The sequence below is a fragment of the Flavobacterium chilense genome, from assembly GCF_001602525.1.
In the GTDB taxonomy this organism is placed as follows: domain Bacteria; phylum Bacteroidota; class Bacteroidia; order Flavobacteriales; family Flavobacteriaceae; genus Flavobacterium; species Flavobacterium chilense.
Genome location: NZ_LSYT01000001.1, coordinates 837,382 through 862,609, shown reverse-complemented (window position 1 = coordinate 862,609; position 25,228 = coordinate 837,382). Strand labels below are relative to the sequence as shown.

Here is a 25,228-nt window from a genome sequence, read left to right as displayed (position 1 = left end):
TGCGGATAGAATAATTTTTTATAAATATTCCAGCTTCAGAGAAGCGAAATGTTTATAGCAAAGAATGGATCTTTACAATATAAAGCTCCGGAGGAGTGATATTTTTTTTCAGAATCTAAATATATTTCGCTCCTATGGAGCTTTTTTATTTTTCTTATTGCAATTCTATAAATATTTTACCCCGCTGGGGTCTTGCAGATAGAATAATTTTTTATGAATATTCCAGCTTCAGAGAAGCGAAATATTTATAGCAAAGAATAGATCTTTGCAATATAAAGCTCCATAGGATTGATATTTTTTCTGAATCAAAATATATTCCGCTCCTCCGGAGCTTTTTTTATTTTTCTTATTGAAATTCTATAAATATTTTACCCCGCTGGGGTACTTTAAAGAATAGTCACCACTTTTTCAAATCGCCCGTGATGGCTTACCGAAACATCCTGAATTGTATTTTGAGAAGTGAGTAAGTAGGGAATACCATTTTTATCTTTTAGAATAGACTTTCTTTCGATTTCTGTTACATTATTCAAATGGTCTAAAAGATTAGCTGCAATACTATGAATATGGTCTGTAGAAAGAGTTGTTTTGGTATAATAAACATTTTCAAAACAGGTAACAATGCCTGTAGCAGTATTCTGGTTTTGCGATGTGATAGAACAGACGAGTTTTTGTGGTATGTATTCCCTTATTCTGGTTTGCCGGTTATAAATTTTATAAGCTGCTTCTTTCATGCTCCAAAGCTGCCAAACCATAATTTCAGGATTTGTTGCCTTCGAAATAAGCAATTGTTCTTCAGGGGTAAATATTTTTTGTATAAACCCCTTGCGTTGCCAATTGCTTTCCTGTCGTGATTGCAGAATATCTATGACATCATTGCCAATCATTTTTCGGCGAGTTTGGCTCCGATGATTTCTACGGCAGTTTTTACATTGAGCATACGCTGCATATCGGCATTATCAATTATGATGTCAAAAGATTCTTCGATATCTAGTACAATATCTACCAAGTTAGCCGAATTGATATTCAAATCGTTAATGAAATCAGTGTTTTCTGTAAGGTTATCATACGCCTCGGTATTGGTTGTGTATGGTTTTATAATCAATTTTAATTTAGCGATAAGTTCTTCTTTGTCCATGTGGCTTATTGGTTATGGTTATAGTTTATATTTTTTACAAAAGACAGGAATTGATATTACAATTTATAATAAAAATTTCTTAAAAATAATACAAGCATTTACATCACCAAAACCAAAACTGGCTTTGGCAATTATAACAGGATTAATTTCGATTGTTTTTAAGGGTACTTTTGATGAATCAATTAGTTCAGTAATTTCCGGATGAAGATCGTCGCAATTGGTATTTCCAAATACAAAACCTTCATGAATTTGTAATATTGCAGCAATACTTTCGATGCTTCCTGCAGCGCTTAAACAATGCCCGGTCATACTTTTTAAGGAATTGATATACGGAAAATCTTTTCCTTTTCTGTTTAGTGCTATAGTCCAGTTTTCAATTTCAAGGCTGTCTTTTGTGGTTGCGGTAAGATGTCCGTTGATAGCATCAATATCAGTTGCAGAAATTCCTGAATGATGAATTGCATTAGTAATGCAACGTTGTACAGCTGTACTGTTGGGAGCTGTCATGCTTCCGTTACCGCGTTGACCGCCCGAGTTTACATTACCACCTAATATTTCGGCATAAATAGTTGCACCACGTTCTAAGGCACTTTCTAAATCTTCGATTACCAATGCACCAGCGCCACTTGCAGGGACAAATCCTGCAGCCGAAGCGCTCATTGGTCGGGAACCTTGTTCGGGACTATCGTTGTATTTTGAACTGCATACCCGAAGCGTATCAAAGCCGCCCCAGATATATGGTCCGCTATCGCCGGTACTTCCTGCCAGTATACGTTTTGCCTGTCCGGATTGTATACGGTCGTATGCCATCAAAATAGCTTCGGTTCCTGTTGCGCAGGCTGATGAATTGGTAGTAATCTGATTGCCAAGTCCTAATTTTCCTCCTAGATAAGCGCTAATACCGCTATTCATGGTTTGTGCGACAACCGTGCTGCCTAATCTTCGAACCTGAAGTTCATCTATTTTATAAATACTTTCACGAAATTTATCAATTCCTGATGTGCCGGAACCAAAAATTATTCCACTGTCCCAATCTGGTTCTTCGTTAGTTTCTATAGCTAATCCTGCATTTTTCCAGGCTTCGATACCTGCAATTACACCATACAAAATACCGGTGCTGTTAAAACCACGTAATTCTAATTCTGTAAAATACTGTGCTTTTAATTCTTCAGATATTTCAGGTTTTCCGGCTATCTGACAAGAGAATTGCAATTCCTGTAACTGAGGGTCGTGACGGATTCCAGATATTCCGTTTTTTATGGCGTGGCTAAATTTGGTAATTCCGACTCCGTTTGGAGCCGCAACGCCTAATCCTGTTATTACAACTCGTTTACTCATAATTTATTTGTAATCATACCGGCCAAAATGCCTTTGCAGACTTCTTGTCCGGCTTCGTTTGTCATCACTACATCACATTTTAGTTTTCCAAATCTGAAAAATGATTTTTGAGAAGTCACTGTTACTTTTTCGTTAGGATATACAGGTTTTAAAAATTGCATATCGGCTGATGTAAAAGCGATTACGGTATCTTTGGTAAAAGTATCGCCTAATAAATAAATACCCAGACAAACCATACCAATTTGCGCCATCGTTTCGGTGAGAATTACGCCCGGAGTTACAGGATTGTCTTTAAAATGCCCTTTATAAAAGTCAAGATCTTCCTTAAAAGTATAAGTTCCTATAGCACTATTTTCATCTACATGCAGTAATTCGTCTACAAACAGAAAGGGTTTGCTGTATGGCAACAGATCTAAAATATTTTTCGAGGTCATGGTTTATTTTGTTTAATAGTTTGATGTCTGATTGAATGCGGATTTTAACAGATTTATTTCGTAAAGACGCGGATCAAAATGAATTTTTTTATTGCACAAGGTTTCAACCTTAGGGTACAGATTGTGATCCTATATCCGCGTTTAGTTTTGTATAATAAATTACCATTGCAATAAAACACGTTGTGCCGAAAATCCGGGACCAAAACTTAACATTAATCCTTTTTCTCCTGCTTTTGGTTTTTTATCCATGATTTCCTCTAAAACATACAATACAGTTGCACTCGACATATTGCCATATTGTTTAAGTACTTCTTTAGTGGCTTCGATATTTTTTCCTAATCCGGAGAAAAGTGTTTCTACAGTGGTAACGATTTTTTTTCCGCCAGGATGAAATATCATATGATCAATATCTTTGATTTCTAAATTGTTTTTTTGAAGAAAAGGATGAATAATATCGCCAAAATGTGATGAAATGGTTTCCGGAACTTCAATATCCAAAACCATTTGAAGTCCGGTGTTGGTTAATTTGAAGCCCATCATGTGTTCGGCATCATAAAAATGATACATTTCTTCGTTGAGTATTTCAGGGCCATAATCGTCTTCATAAGAAGATAATAAACAACAAGCTGCTCCATCACCAAAAATAGCAGCACTTACAATATTGGGCATCGAAAAATCATCAAGCTGAAAAGTTGCTGTTGGAGATTCTACTGCTATAACAGCAGCACGTTTTCCGGGATTGGCTTTCAGGAAATTTTTAGCATATATAATACCTGATATTCCTGCAGCACAACCCATTTCAGTAACGGGAAGCCGCACAATATCCTGTCTTAATTTCATTTTATTGATAAGATAAGCATCTAATGACGGAATCATAATTCCAGTGCAGCTTACAGTAATAATATAATCCAGTGTTTGCGGATCCCATTGGGCTTTTTCGAGTGCTTTTTGTAAAACCTGTTCGCCCAGAATAATAACTTCCCGACTATAAATGTCGTTTTTATCTTCAAAAGAAGTTGCTGTAAAGACTTCCTCAGGATCCATTATCGAGTAACGTTTGTCTACAGCGGCGCCTTCAAATATTTTTTTGACTTTTTTGATGAAACGTTCGTCTTGTCCGTGAAGCCAGCCTTCCAGCATAGGAAGTATATCAGCCGTTTCACGGGAATATTGTGGCAGTTGCCTGGCAACAGTTATAATTTTTACGCTCATTTTTTAGTAATTATCCACTGGTAGCGAAAAGCCCATTTCCAGTGTATGGTATAGTTTTTTAGATTTAGTTTTTTGGAGAAGTCTTCCAGTTCGTCTTTTTTAAATCCTCTTAAAATAGAGACCAGTCCATCTTCACGTGACATTTTTTTCAAATTAAAAATAACGCAAATCAATTCAAAAAGGCGGTATGCTAATTTGCTGCGATGTAAATCGTTAACAATAATACCGGCTTTGGCATTCTTATTAAAGATAGTAATTATATTTAATATTTCGTCATTGGAAAAATGGTGCAGGGTGAGGGTACATAAAACAATATCATAGGATATGTTTTTAAATGTTTCGCTAAAAATGTCAATGCATTTGTATTCGATATTTGAATATTGGGTTGATAATGTTTTGGCATAATTAATCGTAAAATCATTGGCATCAATACCTATAAGTTTAAAATCTAAATTGTTTTTTTGACCAAACTTCGCCAGCATGCGCAACATGTCGCCATTGCCACAACCAATATCGGCAATTGTAATGGTTTGATCTTTAGGATATTTTTTTAGTATTTTTTTGATTCCGTGTAATGTAAGTTGGTTACCACCTAATAATTGGTTGATTTGGGCAATCTGATCCAGAGCAGCTTGTAATTCTTCTCCCTGAAGAGAAAAATCATCCATTATTTCGGTTTCCTGTGTTCTGTATTGTGTATTTACACTCATTTAGTTGATTGCTATAGGTTTACCATGCGTTTGTTTGATTATTGTAGGCAGTATTCCTGGAAATGAGGCTACTATGGCAACAAGTGTATTGGTGATATTTTTTTGGGTTAAGATTTGTGCCAGAACCCGACCCATAAAAAGCCTTTTCCCAAAATGTTTCTTCCATTCTTTGATATAGGTTTTTTCTAATGTTTCCCGGGATATTTTTTTATCCGAATAATAATCCAGAATTAATTCTGATGCTATTTTAGCGCTATGAATCGCCATTGCCATTCCGTTACCACAAAGCGGGTGAATAAGTCCGGCTGTATCGCCAATCATTAAAATATGGTTTTCGACAGCTTGTTTTTTATCAAAAGAGATCTGACTTATGGTCAATGGTTTATCAAAAAGAAGTTGACTGTTCTCAAAAATGGCTTTAAGATGTTTGTTTTTATAAAGCACATTTTGCTGATACTCTTCAATGTTTTTGTATTGCTTAAAAGTGGCATAATCTGCCAGATAACAAATGTTTATAATGTTGTTTTCGACTTTAGAAACACCACAATAGCCGCCTTTGAAGTTGTGCAAAGCCACAATATCATTATCGAGATTGCCTGAATAATGGGCTTTTACTGCGAGCCACGGTGATTTTTTATGAATGAAATTCCGATCCAGAACCTGATCAACATTGGAACGTTTGCCAAAAGCTCCAAGAACTATTTTAGAAGTTAAAATTTGACCGGAAGTTGTAACAGTAAATACATCATCACTGAAAGAAACAGCTGTAACGGTTTCTTTTATAATACTACAATTGTTTGCCAGTGCTTTTTGATATAAAAACTGATCCAGTTCATATCGGCTAATGCCAAATCCTCCTAACGGAAGTTTTGCTGTTGCTTCTTTTCCGTTATTGGCGGTAAAGGCAAACTTCGAAATATTTGTGGGATTTAGTTCTGAAACATCGGCGCCAAGCCATTGCAAATAGGGAAGGATCTCATTAGAAATATATTCTCCGCAAACTTTATGTCGGGGATAAGCCGATTTTTCAATCAATACTACTTTTAAATCTTTTTGAGACAGATGTATAGCTGCAGTCAAACCCGCAAGTCCGCCGCCAATAATCAATACATCGGGATTCTTTTCCATATCACTAATTTAGAAATTATATCTTAGATAATGATGAAGATGATGCGATTAAGTTTGTCTCAAAAAAATAAATTAAGTGCTCAATAAATACGAAGTTATGAGAGATATCTATAAAAAGAGTCCCCCAGTTTCATAAGGTTTGAAACTGGGGGACAAATAAAAAAAAATAAAACACAATCTTTAGAACGAATACCTAACACCAAGTTGTCCTTGGAATCTTGAAGCTAATTGATCTACAGTATAAGGTGTTGAGGTTGGCTTTTGGAAAGTATAAGTTGGATCGCCAGTAGCAACTCCGCCTAAGTTTCCTGATTTTGTTAACCCCAAATTTGCTGTTGAATTGTAAGTGTTTGGAACGAAATAACTTCTTCCCCAATCTTTATTGATAAGGTTTCCGATGTTTGCCATGCTAAATGAAACCTGGAATGTACCAACTTTTGCAACTTTGATTTCATCCATTAATTTCAAATCTGCCTGAATGTTCCATGGTGTAGTATCACCATTTCTTTGTGTAAATGTTCCTCTTCTGCTTTTTAAATAGTCGTTACCATTGATAAAAGCTTCGTAATCTGCAACTTGTTGAGCTGCTGTAGCTGATGGAACTCCTGCTGCATTTACTCCAATATATTTTGCTGCTTCTGTTGCATCTTTAAAGATATACGCTAATCCTGCTGCTTGTCCTGTTCCTGCAATTGTAGAGTTTACAAATCCCCATGAGAACGGATTTCCTGATTGTGCATTAAAGTACACATTAGCAGAGAAAGTATTGTTATCAGCTAATTTTACTGCATATCCTACGCTAGAAACGATTCTGTGTTTGATATTGAAGTTAGAAGTTGCCAATTGAGGATCATTAGGTGTTAATGACTGGTTCATCTGGAAGTTACTTTCCATAGAGTTACGGATTCCGTTTGTAACGTCTCTTGAATCTCCGTAAGTATAAGCAACCATAAAGTTCATACCAAAATCATATGTTTTTGTGATCATTTCAGTGATGCTGTATCTGTATCCTTTATTTGTATTTGAAAGCAGGTAAGCATTTGAGAAAGCAGGGTTGATATTTGCTGCGTAAATTGGCATCTGATGATTAGTATCATAAGAGAAATACGTAGGATTATCTGTTTTGTTTACTTGTTGAAATTCTAAATCACGAATTACTTTTGTATAAATACCTTCAACTGTAAATTTATATCCGTCGAAAGTTTTGTCGATGGCAAGAGAGTTTCTTAAAACAGCCGGCATTTTAAATTTATTGTCAACTAAATCTGCCTGTACTTTTGGTGTTGCATCATGGTATCCATTTAAACCGTTAGTTGCCAAAGGATCACCAGCTGCTGCAACCTGAGCAGGAGTAAGGTTATTTTTGTCATAACTTCCGTAACCTACACCATCATTGTAATAAGCATATCCTAACCATGCAAACGGAATTCTACCTGTAAATACTCCTGATCCACCTCTTAAAACTAAGGTTTTGTCTTCGTCTACATTATAAGTAAATCCAATTCTTGGAGAAACTAAAGCTGTACTGAAAAAGTTGTTTTTAATTTGGCTTAAAGGTGTGTACTCATAAGTTGTTCCGTAATTTGGATCAGCCGGAGAGTTTTGTACTTGCGGGCTTAATTTTGGTTTATTTGGTACATCTGTATAATCAATTCTTACACCTGGTGTAACTTTTAATTTGTTACCAATTCTAATTTCATCCTGTACATAAAAACTATAAAGGTTTACTTTGAATTTAGCATAAGGATCATTAAAAATCTGATCTCTTGTTGAACCATCAAAAGGATAAGTTCCACGAACACGAGTAGGAAGTTTATTGTAGAAATCTGCAAGAGATTTGTATGAAACTCTTCCGTTAAGAGCATTTACGAATCCGTAGTTGATGTCGTAAAATTCGTTGTGAGTACCAAATAATAAAGTATGGTTTCCTGTTTTATAAGTAAGGTTGTCTGTGATTTCAGCAGTGTTTTGTTTCATGTTAAAAACAGTTGCTTCACGGTCATTTCCTAAGAAAATAGTTCCTCCGTTATACCCAATCTCTGCTTGTGGAAACATAGCATTGCTTGATTTTGGATCACGGTAATCTTTAATAGCTGAGTAACTTGCAATAAAAGAGTTAGACCATTGGCTGTTAAAGTGGCTTTTTAATTCTAAAACCGTACTAATAGATTGGTTTTTTTGAGTAAAGTCCATGCTTGAGAACCTGAAGTTTGCTGCATCACGCTCTAAGTTTGAAGCCTGAGAGATAACTGTATTGTTTCTTAATGAAAGAGAGTGCTTGTCATTAATTTTCCAGTCTAATTTATTGAAGAATTTCTGGCTTTTTGCAAAGTTATTGTATGAACCGTAGCTTCCCGGATCAAATCCGTAGTTGGTTTTAACGAAATTAGCAATTTGTTCTGCTGTAGCATTATCAACTAATGAAGTTAGTTTTCCGGCAGAGTTTGTTTGTCCTGCATTGTAAAACAAAGGATCTGTTCTTTCAGCATATTCCATATTGGTAAAGAAGAACAATTTGTCTTTGATGATTGGTAATCCTAATCTGAAACCAACCTGGTAATCACCAAAAGCACTTGGCATTTTAGAACCGTCACCTGCATTATTAGGACCTGTGATAGCGGCGCTTCTGCCATAACTATAAATAGATCCGCTTACTTCATTTGTACCGCTGCGGGTAACTGCATTTACACTTCCTCCTAAAAAGTTTCCTAATTTAATATCATAAGGAGCAATATAAACCTGAATATCCTGAATCGCATCTAAACTGATAGAGTTAGAACGTGTACTGCTTCCAGGCATACCCGAAGTTCCTGATTGTCCTCCTAAAGACGGGCTAAAACCAATTGCATCATTGTTTATAGAACCATCAATTGTTACGTTATTGTATCTGAAGTTAGTTCCTGCAAAAGAGTTGTTAGAACTTTGTGGAACCAGTTTGGTAACATCCTGAATTCCTCTGTTGATTAACGGCAGACCATTTATTTGTTTTCCGTTAATGTTTGTACCGTTGTTTTTCGAAGAAGGTTTTGAGCTTGTAATCACTACTTCTTCTAATACATTATTGTCTGCTTTATTAAGCACAATAGTTGGTAAATCATTATCACCAAGAGCTAAATGTATTTGTGCATTCGAGTAATCTTTGGTGTCCTTGCTTTTAATTTCTAATTCGTAAGGTCCACCGGCATTTAAATTTTCGAAACTAAATCTACCTTGTTTATCAGTTACAGCTCTGTAAACTGAATTGGTAGGTAAATGTGTTAATGTAACCTCAGCGCCAGTAAGGGGACTTGTTCCATCATTTACTTTTGCCGTTAAGGATGAGGTTGTAATTTGGGCAAAAATGTTTCCCATTACGAGAAGCATCACAGCCGAAAAAAAGAGTTTTAGTTTTGTCATTGTTGTTTAGTTTTTATTTGACAAAGAAACTGCCTTTGTTTCGATCAGATTTAACGCTTTTGTTAACATAAAATGATAAAACCATTTATTGTTAACTTAAAATTACGAACGTGATATTTTTGTAAAACCGTTTTAGGTCTTTAAGATCAGCAGTTTGAATGAAAAAACTAAAAAATAACAGATTAGATTTGTATTTAAAGTAGATTAAAAAAAGATTAGAGTGTTAATTTAACGTTACCGAAGATAAAAACGACCGCAATAGGTTATTGATTTTTTAATGCAAAAAAAATGAAATTACTTAAGGGAATAACAAAGAAAAGGAAGTTCCTTTTTCTAATTCAGATGTTAGAGTTACATTAATTTCGTGAAGTCTCAGAATTTGCATGGTAATAAAAAGCCCCAATCCCTGTCCCTGAATATGGCGTGTATTATCACTTCTAAAAAAGAGTTCGAAAATAGCATCTTTATCAGTATCTGAAATTCCGGGACCCTGATCTGTGATTTTTATTTCCAGTTTTCCCTTGTTCGAATAGGCAAAAACATCTACTGGTGCAGGTGATGAAAATTTTATGGCATTGTCCAGAATATTATATAAGGCAATAAACAACATATGCTTATTGGCATAAACAGATAGTAAATCTTCGTGATCTGCAATAGCATTAAGATGCACAGAAACTTTAGATTCAGGATATTCAATAGCTTTCTTTTCCAGAACATTCCAGAGTATTTCATCTATACGAACCATTTCCATTTGTTGCGGTTCCGAAAGTTCAAGACCCGATAATACCAAAAGTCCTTCAAGAGTTGCTTTAAGATGTAAAGTGTCTTTTCGAAGTGATTTTAATATTTCCTCATATTGTTCGTTGGTTCTGGGTTGCTGTAGCGAAACATCAATATCTCCTATAATAATAGTAAGTGGTGTTTTGAGTTCGTGCGAAACATTTTTCAGAAAATTCTTCTGAATCATGATACCGCTTTCGAGTCTTTCTAAAAGATAATTAAAGGTCGTAGCCAATTCTTTAATTTCATCTCTGCCGCTGGTTGGTGATACTTCTAATCTCGAATGAAGATTTTCAGTTGTTATGGTATTTACTTTGGCAATGACTTCTTCAAAAGGACGAAAAGTTTGTCTGGCTAAAAATGTTCCCAAAAGATAATTAAGCGGAATTCCGGCAAGATAAAACAGGATGAACATAAAGCCAAGAATCTCGAGCTGACGATTTCCGGCACGGTCAATTCCGGAAACCACAATAATAAAATCTCCCTGATTGTCTTTGTAGTATAATCCAACAAATTGTCTGTCGTTAATAGTAAAAGACAGGATTGTATTTTTGACTATAGCATCTAAGTACTGATCGCTTAAATTAACATCAATATGATCCTGTACAAATATTTTTTTTGTTTTGGCGTCATAAACCCGTATCGATTCATTGTTGATTCGTTTGTACTGAATTTCTATCTGACGGTAACGCGCACTGTTGATTTCTTTTATTTCGTCTTTTTCAAAATAAAAAAGGGCAGTAGTCATGGCATGATCTTCCAGAGTATCAAAATAAAGATCTTTCATGTGACTGGTAAACAAGAGAAATGATCCGGCCATAAGCAGCCCGACTATAAAAGCAAAAAGCAGTGTAGAATTGACTGCTAATTTATTTTTAAGATTCATAACTCTTTTTGTTTGAGCATATATCCTGTTCCTTTTATGGTATGAATTAATGGAGTAGGGAAATTTTTATCTATTTTATTACGTAAATAGTTAATGTAAACATCGACTGTATTTGATGTGGTATCAAAATCGATATTCCAGACTGCCTGTGCAATTGCAATTCGGGATAAAGCTTTCTCGCGGTTTTTCATAAAAAAGATCAAAAGCTTCAGTTCTCTTGAGGATAAGTTGAGTTCTTTTCCGTCTCTTGTGGCACTTTGTTCTTTCATATTAATCTCGACTCCGGCATAGGACTGAAAATCCAAAATTCCTGAGCTAAATTCGGCACGACGAAGCTGAGCATTTATTCTGGCAAGCAATTCTTCAAACAAAAAAGGTTTTGCGAGATAATCGTCGGCTCCGGCTTGTAATCCTTTTACTTTTTCCTGTGGTGTATCGAGTGCACTTAAAATAAGAATAGGCACTATAATTTTTCGGCTTCTTAAAACTTCGCAAACTTCAAATCCTGTAATATCAGGAAGCATAATATCGAGAATAATAATATTATATTCATTTTCCATGACTTCTTTTATGGCGTCAAAACCTTTGGTGATGGTTTTAACCTCATAAAGTTGTTCCTCAAGTCCTCTTGTAATAAATGAAGCCACTCTTGGATCGTCTTCAACTAATAATACTTTATTCATAACCAAATATAATTGGAGTGTTTATTATCATAATTTAGGTAAGGCAATAATTATTAGCATTGTTTACCGGCATTATTTTTTTATCGTTTAATTCTAAAAGTGTATTCTCGATCATTTGCGACATAGCGTCTAATGCCAGATCATTGGGCTGTAAACCAAACGGATTTTCGAGTTCATCGGCAATAGCTTCAAGTGCGACAAAAGTATAAGCTATAAAAACAATAATAAATGGCGTGATCCAGCCCATTGTTTCTACAAAACCAAAAGACAACAGAAAGCAATAAATGTAAACTGTTCTGTGCAGCAATACACTATAGGTATATGGAATTGGTGTGCCGGCTATTCTTTCACATCCGCCAACAATATCAGAGAGTTTGTTCAGATTTTCTTCAAAAGCCAATTGCGTAATGCTGTCAATTTTATTATCTGATTTGGCATTTTTTACCCAAACGCCTAATTCACGTAAAATAATAATGGGTTTAAAACGTACTTCTTTAAGCTGTTCTGCAAATTCTGCCGGTAATAAACGGTTCATGTCCTGAGTCGGATCAGTTTCTCTAAGCTGATGTTTCAGGCTATATACAAAAGCAATAAGCAAATTAGTAAAGTGGTCGCGTTTGGTTTGATATGCCGCATCGTTTATCAATGTAATACTTTGTCTGGCAAGAGATCGTGTGTCATTAAGCAAAGCGCCCCAAAGTTTTCTGCCTTCCCAGAAGCGGTCATAACTCACACTATTTCTAAATCCAAGAAATATGGCAAGTGCAATCCCGAATAAAGTAAAAATAGCAGGATTAATGTGTAAATTATATTGTATGAGATAAGGTTTAAAATAAACCACTGTAAACGAAAATAACAGCAGCAATAAAAGCCTCGGAAGCAGTTGCGGCAAAACAGAACCTTTCCACTCAAAGAGCATTTTAAACCAGGTGTCTTTTTTCTTTATAATCATTAGGAATGATGATGGAATTATTGGTATAAAAGTAATTAAAAGTATTTCCGATCACAAAAAAAAGAGAATGAATGTTAGGGGATATTAATTATATGGAGCGTAAGTAAAAGATTTCGAAAAAAGTTTATATTTGAAATACGATTATACGTTAAATTAGCTGAATCAAATACATCCTGAAATTTCATTTTTAAATAACTATTGCACTTTATGAAGATACTTTTAGTCAAAACAATGTTGTTTTTAATGTTCTTAACCCTTTTTTCCTGCGATACTAAAAAACAGAAGCCAGAGCCAAAACCTTATAAAGCCGGAGTTATTTTATCTTTTGATGATGCGTATGTCGATGAATGGTTTGAAGCAGATCAGGCTTTGAAAAAATACGGATGGAAAGCTACTTTTAATGTTTGTCGAATAGATTCGATAGGAGCGCCACAAATCAAGAAACTGCTTGAAATGCAAAAAGAAGGTCATGAAATTGCAGGACATGGCTACCATCATTACAATGCGGTTAAATTTGTCAAAAAACATGGAATTGACGCATACATGAAACAGGAAATAGATCCTATGATTGTTTCTATGAAAAAGAAATCTTTTAAAGTGACCACCTTTGCATATCCTTATGGAGAAAGGTCTGATGCATTGGATAAAGCATTATCGCCTAAATTTAAAATTATAAGAGGCAGGGCTTTTGGCGGTGAAGTTCCTGAAAAACAAGACAGCTATTTTAATAACTCAAAAATTGTTTTTGCTTTTGATATTGATAACAGTCACATTCATTTTAGTATTCCTTATGTTTTGGAGCTAATGGATTATGCCAAAAAACACAATAAAATCCTGCTTTTATGCGGTCATAAACCGGTAAAAGATGTTACAGAAAACTATCAGGTAAAAATTGAAACCCTGGAGTTTATTTGTAAATACATGAAAATTAACGATCTTAAATTCTATAAATTATCTGATTTGGATGATTTGCTTCCTGAGCAATAATTTTTATCAGGATTTTACGATTTGAGAGGAATTAGCAATCTATCGTAAATAAGCCACGAATTCACGAATTTTAAATTTGCCGGATTTGCATGAGAAATTAATATAATCCTTTAATCTGTGACATTCCTTGTATTTAAGGTTTTATCACTTTGGATAAAATTCGCGGAATCTGAATCAAATCATAATCATCATTGAAAACAATGTATTGATTGTGCCACGAAGGAGAAAATTTGTTCTTGAAATCCCGAAGACCTTTGTAATGTGAAAACGATCGTACTTTTTCGTAAGCATATTTCATCGATTTTTCCTGAATAGTTTGAGGGTTTTCAATACCGCTCATCGGAGCAAGTCCAAGATCGACATGAGTAGTATTTTTTGACTTCAGATAATTAAAAAGTGCTACCATCATAAAATCGATAATCCCATTTGGGGCATCATCTGTTTTTCGGATTAAATCATAAGTACCTTCATTTTTTCTGTAATCCGGAATAATGTTTAGAAACGCGAGAATTTTACCTTCGTTATTTTCGACTGTAATAATGGTTTGGTTTTTAAGTTCTTCCCACAAAAAAATCCCCTGAGAAAACAGCATTTCTTTTCTTGACGTTTCCAGAAGCCACTGATCGCTCACAGCTTTAATTTGCTGCAGCAAACCATCTTTTACGGGAGGTTCATTTATCGTAGCCTGTAAGCCAAGATCTGTAATTTTTTTTAATGAATTTCGAAGTGATTTTCTGCTTTGTCCTTCAAGACTAAATTCCTGTAAATCAACAATTGCTGCCTGTCCCAGAAAAAAGTATTTCTTACCGAGTTCAGTATAGGTTTTTAAGTTTTTTTCAGGTATTCGGTAATAAATACTTCTTAATCCAAAATCATAGCAAAATTGATCAAATTCAATAATACAAAGCCTGCTTTCTTCATAACTTCCTGCAACAGGATTTTCTAATACAACTGCAAAATTTCCGGATAAACGATACGAAATAAAAGCATTTTTACTTTTAGAAATAAAGATCGATTTGTCAAAATACGTTTTAAAATAATCCAGGCTGGAGTTTCCGTATTGTTTTAAAAGCCCGTCAGCAATTTCTTTTTCTTCTGTCGTAACCGTATTTTTTAATATAGAAGGTTTTACCAGAGTATAAATTAAAAAAGCAAACGAAACAAAGCCGCTAATTTTAAGTGAAAATAAAAAATGCATCGCAAAAGTTCCTGTTGGATGCAGATTATCACTTCCAAAAAGAAAATAATTCTGAAGCGTATACCGAACAGATTCAATTAAACTGAAATCAATATTAAAGTGTTTTTTATCAAAAAAGTAAAAACCTAAAATACCATAGATTAAAACAGCCAGAATACTTAGCAGTGAAGTTTGCAAACCTATAAGACCAAGTCTGGGGTTTGTTTTTACATAATATTCCTTTCTTGTAGCGATTAAAACAACAATAACCAGAAATGCGATAGTAGATTCTTCAAAGTCAATGGCTTTAGTAAGATTTCCAATCAGGGAAAGTACAGATAAAGATAGTGCAAACCACCAGGCTGCACGAAGCCCTTTAAGCATAAAAGCAGCAGTAACTAATGAAAACAAACCACTTGCCAATACCAGATAATTTGAGGTATGAATAGCTTCTATTGGCAGAAAATTTTTAAGCGCTATAAGTCGGCTGTTAATAGCGGGAGTCAGCACAGATATAATATTGATAATTCCAAGCGTGAGCAGTAACAAAGCCGGAACAACCCGTAAAAGAAATTTATGAATTTTGGACAAAAACAAAACAATCCCCGCAAACAGAGGAAGCCAGAATTCGAAAACCCGATAAAAAAGAGTAATGGCAACGGCTTCCATATTATTAAAACCGTATTGTATTAAAACATAACTCATCGATACTTCAACAGCGCCTAAACCTCGTAAAAATGGAGAAATAATCAAAAAGATTACAGCAACTACATAAGCCATTGCTGCCGAAAAAAGTGAAGGTTCAAATTGCAGCGCTTTCATGGCAATATAAACATGTGCAATACCAACGGCATCGATCAATAAGGAGCACAGGATTATTTTAAAAAACTTAATCCGGTTTATTTTATGCTCATGCAAATCAATCAGAAAAGGTTCTATTTTAGGAAAGCTTTTTAGCAACAGCTTGTAGAAATTTCCTTTTTGAATTATAGAATTAAACAAAACCACCAATAGTGGTAAAATAACAATTACCAATGCAAGAACAAGCCATTCATGATAACCAATGCTTCCTTTTAATAAAGAAAACAAAAATAACGGTATCGCAAAAAGTATAACAGATACAATGCCAACGAATCCGTAAATGGCTGAGGCAAGATGAACTTCTGTTTTAGTGATTCCTTTTTTTAATAAAACATCTGTAAAAAAGAAAAGAGAAGTAATGCCGCCGGCGGGAATAAAAACACTGATGAAATTTCGTTTTAAAAATAATGTATTGGCATCTTTCCAGGTTATTTTGGCACCAATAGCAGAAAATGAAACAACGTACATTAATCCCTGTAAAAAAATATATAGAACTGTTACGAGTAAAGCAATCAATATCCATAGAGGTTTTGCCTCAGTAATGCTGTTTTTAATCTGATACAGTTCGCTTTGTTCCTCTTTAATAAACCAAAAGCCAATCAGAAAGAAAATTAAAGTCAGAACGATTTGCCCCATTAATTTGCTGTTTTTAGAGAAAAAAGCAGCGATTTTTTTTAGGAGTGCGCTAAAATAAGCAGTAGTGTTTTTTATCTCTTTCATAAGAATAGCCATTATTTACTTTGTGATAAAAACCGGTTGTTATTTCATTTTTAAGACAAGTTTTCTCTTTTAAAATCAGATAATTGTTCAGGCAGAAAACAAATCTGTAAAGAGAAACACCAGTTAAAAATAAGCTTATTTTTTGTAAGATAAAAACTTAAATTCGATTTGTTAAGATATAAATAGAATCAAAAAATAATGTACATTTATGCATCAATTGTAATAAAAAATATGGATCATAAAAAACAAGTCTTTCAGACTGAAACCAAACTACGTTGGAGAACCTTTCAATGGTCAACCAGATTGATTATTTTTCTCATTCTGATGTTGATTCCTGTTTTTATTATTACACTGCATCGCGGGTTAAAACCTCCATTGCCTATATTAGGAAATGATACTTTTGCTCAAAAATTGGTTAATCCAAGCACTCCGGCTGAACTTACTACCAAAGAGCTTAAAAAATACAAAGGTTTTACCAGTTTTTTGCGATCAAAGTCAAAGATGGAAAACCTTAAAAAGCAGAATCAGGGAATTGATTTTCCTGAAATTCGTGCTGCTTTTTATGTAGATTGGGATCCGCAAAGTTTATTTTCACTCCAAAAAAATATTGGCAAACTCAATATGGTCATTCCGGAATGGTTTTTTATTGACCCAAAAACAGATTTGCTGCGCACAGAAATTGATACTGCAGCGTTGAAGATCATGAAAAAAGCAGGAATTAAAATTGTTCCGCTTATCAATAATATTAACGAATCTAAAGGAGAAGGTGAGTTTGATGGCGATATGATTCATCGCATATTACATGATGATGTAAAAAAAGAAAGACTAATTAATGATATTATAAAGAACCTGAAAAAATATAAACTTCAGGGAATTAATATTGATTTTGAAGAATTTAAAGAAACCGGTGACGAACCTATTATTGCTTTTCAAAAAGAACTTTATGAAAAACTGCATGCAATGGGATTTCTCGTTACGCAGGATATCATGGCAAATGACGAAGATTTTAATATAAAAGCATTGTCAAAATACAATGATTATATGTTTTTGATGGCGTATGATGAGCATTACAGCGGAAGTGTTCCCGGTGCTATTAGTAGTCAGAAATGGATAGAGCGAATTCTGGATCAGGTTGCAAAAGAAATTCCGTCAAATAAAATTATTCTCTGTTTTGCCGGTTATGGTTATGATTGGGAAGAAAACAAAGAAGCCGTTACCGTAACTTATGATGAAGCTTTATCGCTGGCAAAACAATATGGGGCAAACATTATTTTTAATGATAACAGCTATAACAATTCCTTTAATTATACTGACGGAGCAGGCAAGAAACATCAGGTTTATTTTGCAGATGCCGCTACCAATTTCAACACCATTCGTTTTGCAGATGAGTACGGAACTGCCGGAACAGCATTGTGGAGATTAGGCAGCGAAGATGGCAGGTTATGGCATTTTTACAATAGAAGTTTAACAAACAAAAGCGTTGCCAAAACAGCTTTTGATTTTAGCACTTTAGAAAAAGTACACATGATTTTTTCTACACCGGATTATATTGGTGAAGGAGAAATCCTGAACGTGCTTACAGATCCGCAGCCCGGAAAAATTAAACTTCAGACAGATCCAAATGAATCTATTATCACTGAAGAAAAATATTTAGAATTGCCTACAAAATATGTCATCAGTAAGTTTGGAAACGTGCACAAGCAAGTAATCCTAACGTTTGATGATGGTCCGGATCCAACTTATACACCACAAATTTTAGATATTCTGAAACAGGAAAAAGTACCCGCAACATTTTTTGTGGTAGGACTTCAGGGAGAAAATAATATTCCGCTTTTACAGCGAATTTATGAAGAAGGACACGAAATTGGTAACCATACATTCACACATCCAAACATTGCTTTGGTAAGTAAAGAAAGAGCTTCGGCAGAAATGGAAACAACGCGTCTACTTATAGAAGCTGTTACAGGACGAAGCACAGTTCTTTTCAGAGCACCTTATAATGCAGATGCTGAACCCACAACAGAGGCAGAGCTTAGACCTGTTGCCTTAAGTAAAGCCCAAAATTATTATACTGTTGGAGAAAGTATTGACCCTAATGATTGGGAAAAAGGCGTTTCGGCAGATAGTGTTTATGCAAGAGTAGTCAGAGAATATGAAGCTGATCCAACCAAAGGAATTATATTGCTTCATGATGCCGGAGGAAACAGAGAATCGACTGTGGAAGCCTTGCCACGAATTATAAAATATTTTAAAGACAAAGGAATTCAGTTTACCACCGTTTCGAAGTTATTAGGTAAAACTAAAAACGAGATTATGCCCAAGGCAAAAGGTAATATGATGACGATTGACAATATTATTTTTGATCTGGGATACTGGTTCGGCCATTTTATCACAGCCGTATTCTGGATTGCCATTTTACTTGGGTTCTTCAGGATTTTATTAATGGCAATTATGGCATTTTTGAAGAAATGGAAAGACTATAAATATCCATTAAATTATAACGAAATAAACGAAAATCACCCCAAAGTGAGCATTATCGTGCCGGCTTACAATGAAGAAGTGAATGCCGTTAAAACGATTCATAATTTGTTGAGACAGGATTATCCTAATTTTGATATTATTTTTGTTGATGATGGCTCGAAAGACACTACATTCAGTCAGGTCGATACCGCATTTAAAAATCATGATGTAGTAAAAGTACATACCAAAATAAATGGAGGTAAAGCATCGGCGCTTAATCACGGAATTGCAATTACCCAAAGTGATTATGTTGTTTGTATTGATGCAGATACTCAGCTTAAAACCGATGCACTTTCGCAATTAATGAAGTGTTTTACATTACAATTTAAAAACAACGAACAAGTAGGAGCTGTTGCCGGAAATGTTAAAGTAGGAAACGAAAATACCATGCTCGCCAAATGGCAAAGTATTGAATATACAACTGCACAAAATTTTGACAGAAGAGCTTTTGACTTAATTAACGGAATCACGGTTGTACCGGGAGCCATTGGCGCGTTTAGAAAAGAAGCAATTGAAAAAGCCGGAGGTTTTACCACAGATACACTTGCAGAAGATTGTGATTTAACAATCAGGATTTTACGAAACAATTATCGAATTGTAAATTGTGTAGAAGCTGTTGCAGTAACCGAAGCACCGGAAACTTTGAATGAGTTTATGAAACAGCGTTTCCGTTGGAGTTATGGTATCATGCAGGCATTCTGGAAAAATCGTGATGCTTGTTTTAATCCAAAGTACAAAGGTCTCGGAATGGTTTCGCTGCCTAATGTATTAATCTTTCAGATTGTGCTTCCTATTTTTGCCCCATTGGCAGATTTAATTTTGATTCTAAGTTTAATCTGGAATCATAATGATACCGATAGTTTACATAAAATTGGTATTTATTACCTCGTTTTTATGTTGGTTGATATGCTGGTGAGTGTGATTGCTTTTATTTTTGAAAAAGAAAGGTTAAGCAAATTAATCTGGCTTATTCCGCAACGATTTGTGTACCGACAATTAATGTATGTTATTTTATTCAGAGCGATTAAAAGAGCGATTAAAGGAGAAAGTCAGAGTTGGGGAGTATTAACGAGAACCGGAAACGTTGGATCTTTAGAGTAACTTAAGGATCCGACGGTTTTATAAATCAGATTGTTTATTTTGACGATTTGGTTAATGTTGTATTCTGGAGATTTTAATTCAAAAAAAAGTATTTAATTTGTAGAATAAGTTCTACATATAGTTTTAGAATGTTCTACATGATATTAACTTAGAGCCTGCTACTTTTGCAACTCATTAAAAAAAATAAAAGCATATTTATATTCCAAAAACAAATTAAAATATGTACATTGTTTAAGCATATTTAATCAATTAAAAGGATCACCCCAAATCTCTTTTAAATATTTGTTGTCGTTATAGTTCATGCTAATTTGCAGGAACTTTACTTGATTATTATGCAAAACAGACTATGTTTTCTTGCACAATAAAAAAAGATTAGCGTCGATTGATTTTGATTAGTAATACCCTAATTAAAATCTAAAAAAAATATTTACCCAAAATGTAGTACATCATTCATGATGGTACTTCTGATACCTAATTAAAAATAATTATTTGAGTTATTGATTTTGTTCTATACTCATTATTTTTTATCATTTAAAAATATAAATTTTGATTAGAAAACATTTATTGAATAATACGTTTAGTTTCCTGAAACTAAAATTCAAACACAGAAAAATAATTCACTACACTTTAATAGCATGTGTTATTTTTTTGCAATTAGTAGTTGTAATCATCTGGTACAATGAATCTTCTAATGAATCTGAGATGTCCAAAGCTTTAGATTCTATGAATTCTATAAATCAGGTTTCCCATTTTACCGGAAGGATAAATAATTCATTTGTTGATTCTCAAAAGAGTTTTAGCACCTATATCAAAAATAAAGATGAAGCATCTTTTAATGATTATACCACTTCATTAAACGAGATCAGTCGTTTAATTGATAGTCTGGGTGTGATTACTAAAAGTAACAAGGAGTTTATGAAGATTCTAAAAGAAAAGAATCAGTCAGAACATACCATTGAGACTTTAAAATCAGATATCGATTCTATTATCGAAATGCAGACCAATCCGGATAAAAACAACGCATCAAAACCATTTAAGCTGAATAAATTTGAATACAAGAAAATTTTAGACAGCATCAAAACAGACTCGTATATAAAAGTTGACAGTGTATCAAGAAAAGGATTGTTCTCCAGGCTTGGTGATGCTTTGGCAGGAAAAATGAATGTACAGAAAGAGCAACTGAACATAACGGTTACAATGAAATACAATAACAAAGTAGTAACCGGAAGTATCGAAGAACAGTTTAATAATTTGTTTAACACAACCAATAAATACTACGAAAATCAATTTCAGCATTTAAAAAAGTCGTTTGCAAGTTTAAGAGATCAGGATTCTAAATTAACAGAGCTTAACAACAAGTTACTGGATTTAGAAGCAGAGATAATGCCTAATTACAACAAATCCTTAAATACGCTTCAGGACAATACCCAAAAGCAGTTACAAAATCAATACAACTCCAATAAAATAGTCAGAAGTTATACTATTGCTATTTTGATACTGTTGATGTTCGTGATATCGATCATACTTTTTAGCTTTACCAGAATGGCTTTTCAGTATGAAAACAGGTTAACAATCGCTCAGATCAAAATTAGAGAAAGCCTCAATTTTAAAAACAGAATTATGGGAATGATCAGTCATGAAATCAGATCACCTCTCAGCATCATTACTATTTACAGCAAAATGATAAGTTCTTCTATAAAAGATCCTGAAATAAAAGAAACATTTAAATCGATTCAGTTTACAACAAATTCACTGCTTCTTTTGGCCAATCAAATTTTAGAATATTCTAAAGAGGAGAATTATGCACCAAGATTAAATAGCAAACAATTTCATTTAAAAGAAGAAATCAATCAGATCATTTACTCGATGACTTCATTGGTAGAAAGCAAAGGAAATAAAATAGAAGTTAATTCTAATTTGATTTCTGATTTTGAAGTTTATTCTGATGCGGCAAAAATACATCAGCTTTTTTATAACATTATTGGTAATGCCAATAAGTTTACAAACAACGGACTGATATTGATTAAAATTGATTCAGAAAAAGCTGCTAATAAAAAGATCAATTTAAAAGTCGAAATCAAAGACAATGGAGTTGGTATTTCAGAAAATGATTTAAAAAACATATTTGAGCTTTACTATCAGGGAACCGTTTCAGGAAAGGTAAATGATCTTGGAGTAGGCTTAGGGCTTAATTTATGTAAAGAAATTGTTGAATTATTTGGAGGCGAAATAAGCGTGTTAAGTAAGGAAGGTAAAGGCACAACGATTCTATTTAATTTGATGTTAAGTTTAGTTTAAAGCATAAATGGCATAGATATATTTTGTAAATTACCAATAGAATAGTTTAAAAAGCAATTAAGTTTGAGAATAGAGCTGCAATAATTTTAATTTATGTAAAGGAAAATGAATTCAACAAATAACAGCTATATTTTTTTAGTCGCTGATGACCATAGCGTAGTAAGACAAGGCGTTTCCCTTATTATCAAAGAGGTTTTTCTGAATGCGACAATTTATAAAGCAGGAAATTTTAAAGAGACGTTTAATATTTTAAAAGAAGTAAAAGTAGATTTATTAATATTAGATGTAAATTTTCCAGATGGTAATAGTATAAATGTAATATCAGAAATCAAGATACTTCAGCCGGATATTAAAATACTAATATTCTCGGCTTATGATGAAAATATATATGCTATGCGTTATTTAAATGCGGGTGCGTCAGGATACCTGAATAAGGAAACGACAGAAGACGAAATGAAAAATGCAATTAATACCATGATTGCGTCAGGAAAATATATTACGCAAAATATCAAAGACAGAATTTTAGATTCGTATATCTCAAAAAAGCCAACAAACCCTTTAGATCTCTTGTCAAACAGAGAGATAGAAGTGGCTCAGCTTTTGATTAAAGGCTATGGTAATCTGGAAATACTAGAACTTCTGAATCTTAAAAAAACTACTGTAAGTACCTATAAAAACAGGATTTTCGAAAAACTGGAAATTGACAATCTGGCTGATTTAATCAAGTTTTTCCAGCTTTATTATGATGAATAGTCAAAGCGAATTCAAATAAAATACTTCTTTACCGAATACATTACAGAAAAACAGGAATCTTTTGATTCCTGTTTTTTTTTAGAATTAGCGGTTCTTATTTAGAGGTATTTTCTGTAGAAATAATTCTACAGCAAGCCGTACATTATTCTATAAAGTATTGATTTTATTGAGTGTATTTTTGTAATGTCAGGTAGAAAGAAGTACTCAGGTTATTATAAAATGATAAATCAACGAGGCATAACTTCCTGACTTAAAAATAATCTTTTTGTTGCTGCAGGCGGTTTTTGTTTGTGTTTTTTGGAATTTATACAATGCAGGTCAATTTTTTAGAAGATGACCGTCTGATCAGCAAATAGATGTTTTATTACTTAAAAAAAATAAATTTTAAGAAATAGAAAAATGGCAACGGAGAGAGAATGTATGATAGTATTAATATATAGGGATATGCAATTAAAAAAGGCTACAGAAATCTCTCCTTGTCATTATATGTTGTCGCAAACAAGTTTTAGGAATATATGTTATAGAAATATATTAACCAGATTTTATTAAATCATAAGTGTTTTAAAAATTAAGTAATGTTATTTTAAAAAATAAGAGTATGGAGTTCGATTTTTATAAAACAAAAAAAAATAAAAGTACTAATGTTTTGAAATCTAAACTATTTGATCAAATTCAGGATGCTTTTTTTGTATTTACGATTTCAGAGCATAATGATTATGATATGCCATTTATTAGCGATTCAGCATACGAAATGTTTGAAATCCTTCCAAATGATATGTTTACAACAACAATCCTTTCTGTTTACGATCGAATACACTTACAAGATAAAATTTCTGTAAAACAATCCCTGATTGATTCTATCAAAAAAGGGCAAAAATGGAACAGTACTTTCAGGGTTCACTTACCCATAAAAGGTTTATGCTGGTTTAAAGTCACATCAAAAAGAGAAATAAACAATGACGGAAGTATAGAATTATATGGACGTGTAACTGATATTACGGATTTAAAAGAGCAGGATTCAAAGCTTAAAATTTCTGAAGAGTGCTTTAATTTTGCTTTAGAAACTTCAAATTCAGGTATCTGGAATTGGGATTTGACTGAAAATAGAGTTAATTATTCTGAACAATCTTTAAAAATATTAGAGTCAGATACTTCAGCTGGTATTCCTGTTCCGGCATCATGGGACGATATTGTTCATCCGGATGATCTTAAAAAATATAATATGGCTCTTGACGATCATTTTGAAAACAAGACATCATGCTATGAATATTTTCATCGTATCCTGACCCCGAATAATAAATACAAATGGATCCTTAGCAGAGGTAAAGTGGTAGAACGCGATGTTAATGGAAAACCATTAAAAGTTGTTGGTACACATACTGATGTTTCATCTCAAAAAGAAAAAGAGCTGGAACTGATGAAAAAAATGGAATTATACAGTGAAAAAAACAACAGATTACTGAATTTTTCGCATATCGTATCGCATAATTTAAACTCTCATGCCGGTAATTTTAAATTGCTTCTGGACATGATCGATTTAGAAGAAAATTTTGCTGAGAAGCGCGAAACTATGAAATACCTGCGTACCGTTTCTAATGATCTTAGTAAGACAATTGAAGATTTGTCTCAAATAATCAATATGGAAAATAATACTGAAATTGTTGTAAAACCTTTGAATTTAAATGATTATCTGGGCAGAGTGTTAAATATCGTTAATGCTTACAGTCATAAAAATAATGCAACAGTTATAAACAACATTCCTCAGGAAGCAACCATTAATTTTAATCCGGCTTATCTTGAAAGTGTCCTGCAAAATTTATGTACAAATGCAATCAAGTACGCTAATCCGGATAAGCATTTGACTATTGAATTTGATTTTTTTACAGAAAATGAAAAGAAAGTATTAACCATAAAAGACAATGGTTTGGGTATTGATCTTAAAAAATACGGGCATTTAATTTTTGGAATGTATAAGACATTTCATAAACATGAAGAAGCAAACGGAATTGGACTATACATTACAAAAAATCAGATTGAGTCTATGAACGGAAGAGTATCAGTAGAAAGCCAGGTAGGAAAAGGAACCACATTTAAGATCACTTTTAATGATTAGAACAAGAATAATTTAATATTTAGGATTACATCAAAATTAATTTA

General features: G+C 33.5%; 17 protein-coding genes. 5 read left to right on the top strand and 12 right to left on the bottom strand.

The window, feature by feature from the left end:
• Positions 1 to 386 precede the first annotated feature (386 nt).
• The 11 genes from A4F88_RS03590 to A4F88_RS03540 form a co-directional block, all read right to left on the bottom strand.
• Positions 387 to 884, bottom strand: coding sequence for a 4'-phosphopantetheinyl transferase superfamily protein (locus A4F88_RS03590; RefSeq protein WP_068841139.1), 498 nt, complete (start codon positions 882 to 884; stop codon positions 387 to 389).
• A complete protein-coding gene (locus A4F88_RS03585; RefSeq protein ID WP_068841138.1) occupies positions 881 to 1,135 on the bottom strand; it encodes an acyl carrier protein in 255 nt (84 codons plus the stop codon). Before A4F88_RS03585 ends, A4F88_RS03590 begins: the two co-directional genes overlap by 4 nt.
• Before the next feature lie 63 nt (positions 1,136 to 1,198).
• Complete coding sequence (locus A4F88_RS03580) at positions 1,199 to 2,473, bottom strand: beta-ketoacyl-[acyl-carrier-protein] synthase family protein (protein ID WP_068841137.1); 1,275 nt, start codon at positions 2,471 to 2,473, stop codon at positions 1,199 to 1,201.
• Positions 2,470 to 2,907, bottom strand: coding sequence for a 3-hydroxyacyl-ACP dehydratase FabZ family protein (locus tag A4F88_RS03575; RefSeq protein ID WP_068841136.1), 438 nt, complete (start codon positions 2,905 to 2,907; stop codon positions 2,470 to 2,472). Before A4F88_RS03575 ends, A4F88_RS03580 begins: the two co-directional genes overlap by 4 nt.
• A gap of 159 nt (positions 2,908 to 3,066) precedes the next feature.
• Positions 3,067 to 4,119: a type III polyketide synthase gene (locus A4F88_RS03570; RefSeq protein WP_068841135.1), complete on the bottom strand. Its 1,053-nt coding sequence runs from the start codon at positions 4,117 to 4,119 to the stop codon at positions 3,067 to 3,069.
• Positions 4,116 to 4,829: a methyltransferase domain-containing protein gene (locus A4F88_RS03565; RefSeq protein WP_068841134.1), complete on the bottom strand. Its 714-nt coding sequence runs from the start codon at positions 4,827 to 4,829 to the stop codon at positions 4,116 to 4,118. The genes A4F88_RS03570 and A4F88_RS03565 overlap by 4 nt, the downstream gene beginning before the upstream one ends.
• Positions 4,830 to 5,957, bottom strand: a complete 1,128-nt coding sequence (locus A4F88_RS03560) for an NAD(P)/FAD-dependent oxidoreductase (protein ID WP_068841133.1) — start codon at positions 5,955 to 5,957, stop codon at positions 4,830 to 4,832.
• 180 nt (positions 5,958 to 6,137) lie between these two features.
• Positions 6,138 to 9,353 (bottom strand): TonB-dependent receptor, encoded by a 3,216-nt coding sequence (locus A4F88_RS03555; RefSeq protein WP_068841132.1) that lies wholly within the window; start codon positions 9,351 to 9,353, stop codon positions 6,138 to 6,140.
• A 298-nt stretch (positions 9,354 to 9,651) separates the two neighbouring features.
• Positions 9,652 to 11,019: a HAMP domain-containing sensor histidine kinase gene (locus tag A4F88_RS03550; protein WP_245179013.1), complete on the bottom strand. Its 1,368-nt coding sequence runs from the start codon at positions 11,017 to 11,019 to the stop codon at positions 9,652 to 9,654.
• A complete protein-coding gene (locus tag A4F88_RS03545; protein ID WP_068841130.1) occupies positions 11,016 to 11,702 on the bottom strand; it encodes a response regulator transcription factor in 687 nt (228 codons plus the stop codon). The genes A4F88_RS03550 and A4F88_RS03545 overlap by 4 nt, the downstream gene beginning before the upstream one ends.
• A 34-nt stretch (positions 11,703 to 11,736) precedes the next feature.
• The gene (locus A4F88_RS03540; RefSeq protein ID WP_068841129.1) at positions 11,737 to 12,654 is read right to left on the bottom strand and encodes a bestrophin family protein; all 918 of its coding nucleotides are present in this window, start codon (positions 12,652 to 12,654) and stop codon (positions 11,737 to 11,739) included.
• A gap of 207 nt (positions 12,655 to 12,861) precedes the next feature.
• Here A4F88_RS03540 and A4F88_RS03535 point away from each other — a divergent pair, with 207 nt between their 5' ends.
• Entirely contained in the window at positions 12,862 to 13,641 is a 780-nt protein-coding gene (locus tag A4F88_RS03535; protein ID WP_068841128.1) for a polysaccharide deacetylase family protein, read from the top strand.
• Positions 13,642 to 13,774: 133 nt separating this feature from the next.
• On the opposite strand, the gene A4F88_RS03530 is transcribed toward A4F88_RS03535, so the two are convergent.
• A complete protein-coding gene (locus tag A4F88_RS03530) occupies positions 13,775 to 16,399 on the bottom strand; it encodes a phosphatidylglycerol lysyltransferase domain-containing protein (protein ID WP_068841464.1) in 2,625 nt (874 codons plus the stop codon).
• Positions 16,400 to 16,630: 231 nt separating this feature from the next.
• On the opposite strand from A4F88_RS03530, the gene A4F88_RS03525 reads away from it, so the two are divergent.
• The 4 genes from A4F88_RS03525 to A4F88_RS03510 all read left to right on the top strand — a co-directional run bounded on the left by A4F88_RS03525 (position 16,631) and on the right by A4F88_RS03510 (position 25,184).
• Entirely contained in the window at positions 16,631 to 20,020 is a 3,390-nt protein-coding gene (locus A4F88_RS03525) for a trifunctional glycoside hydrolase family 18/polysaccharide deacetylase/glycosyltransferase family 2 protein (protein ID WP_068841463.1), read from the top strand.
• Between the two features lie 546 nt (positions 20,021 to 20,566).
• On the top strand, positions 20,567 to 22,318 hold the full coding sequence (locus A4F88_RS03520; protein WP_073075410.1) for a sensor histidine kinase: 1,752 nt from the start codon (positions 20,567 to 20,569) through the stop codon (positions 22,316 to 22,318).
• Positions 22,319 to 22,423: 105 nt separating this feature from the next.
• Positions 22,424 to 23,071 carry a response regulator transcription factor gene (locus A4F88_RS03515; protein ID WP_068841126.1) on the top strand — a complete coding sequence of 216 codons (648 nt, stop codon included), beginning with the start codon at positions 22,424 to 22,426 and terminating at the stop codon, positions 23,069 to 23,071.
• Between the two features lie 598 nt (positions 23,072 to 23,669).
• Positions 23,670 to 25,184: a PAS domain-containing sensor histidine kinase gene (locus A4F88_RS03510; protein ID WP_068841125.1), complete on the top strand. Its 1,515-nt coding sequence runs from the start codon at positions 23,670 to 23,672 to the stop codon at positions 25,182 to 25,184.
• Positions 25,185 to 25,228 lie beyond the last annotated feature (44 nt).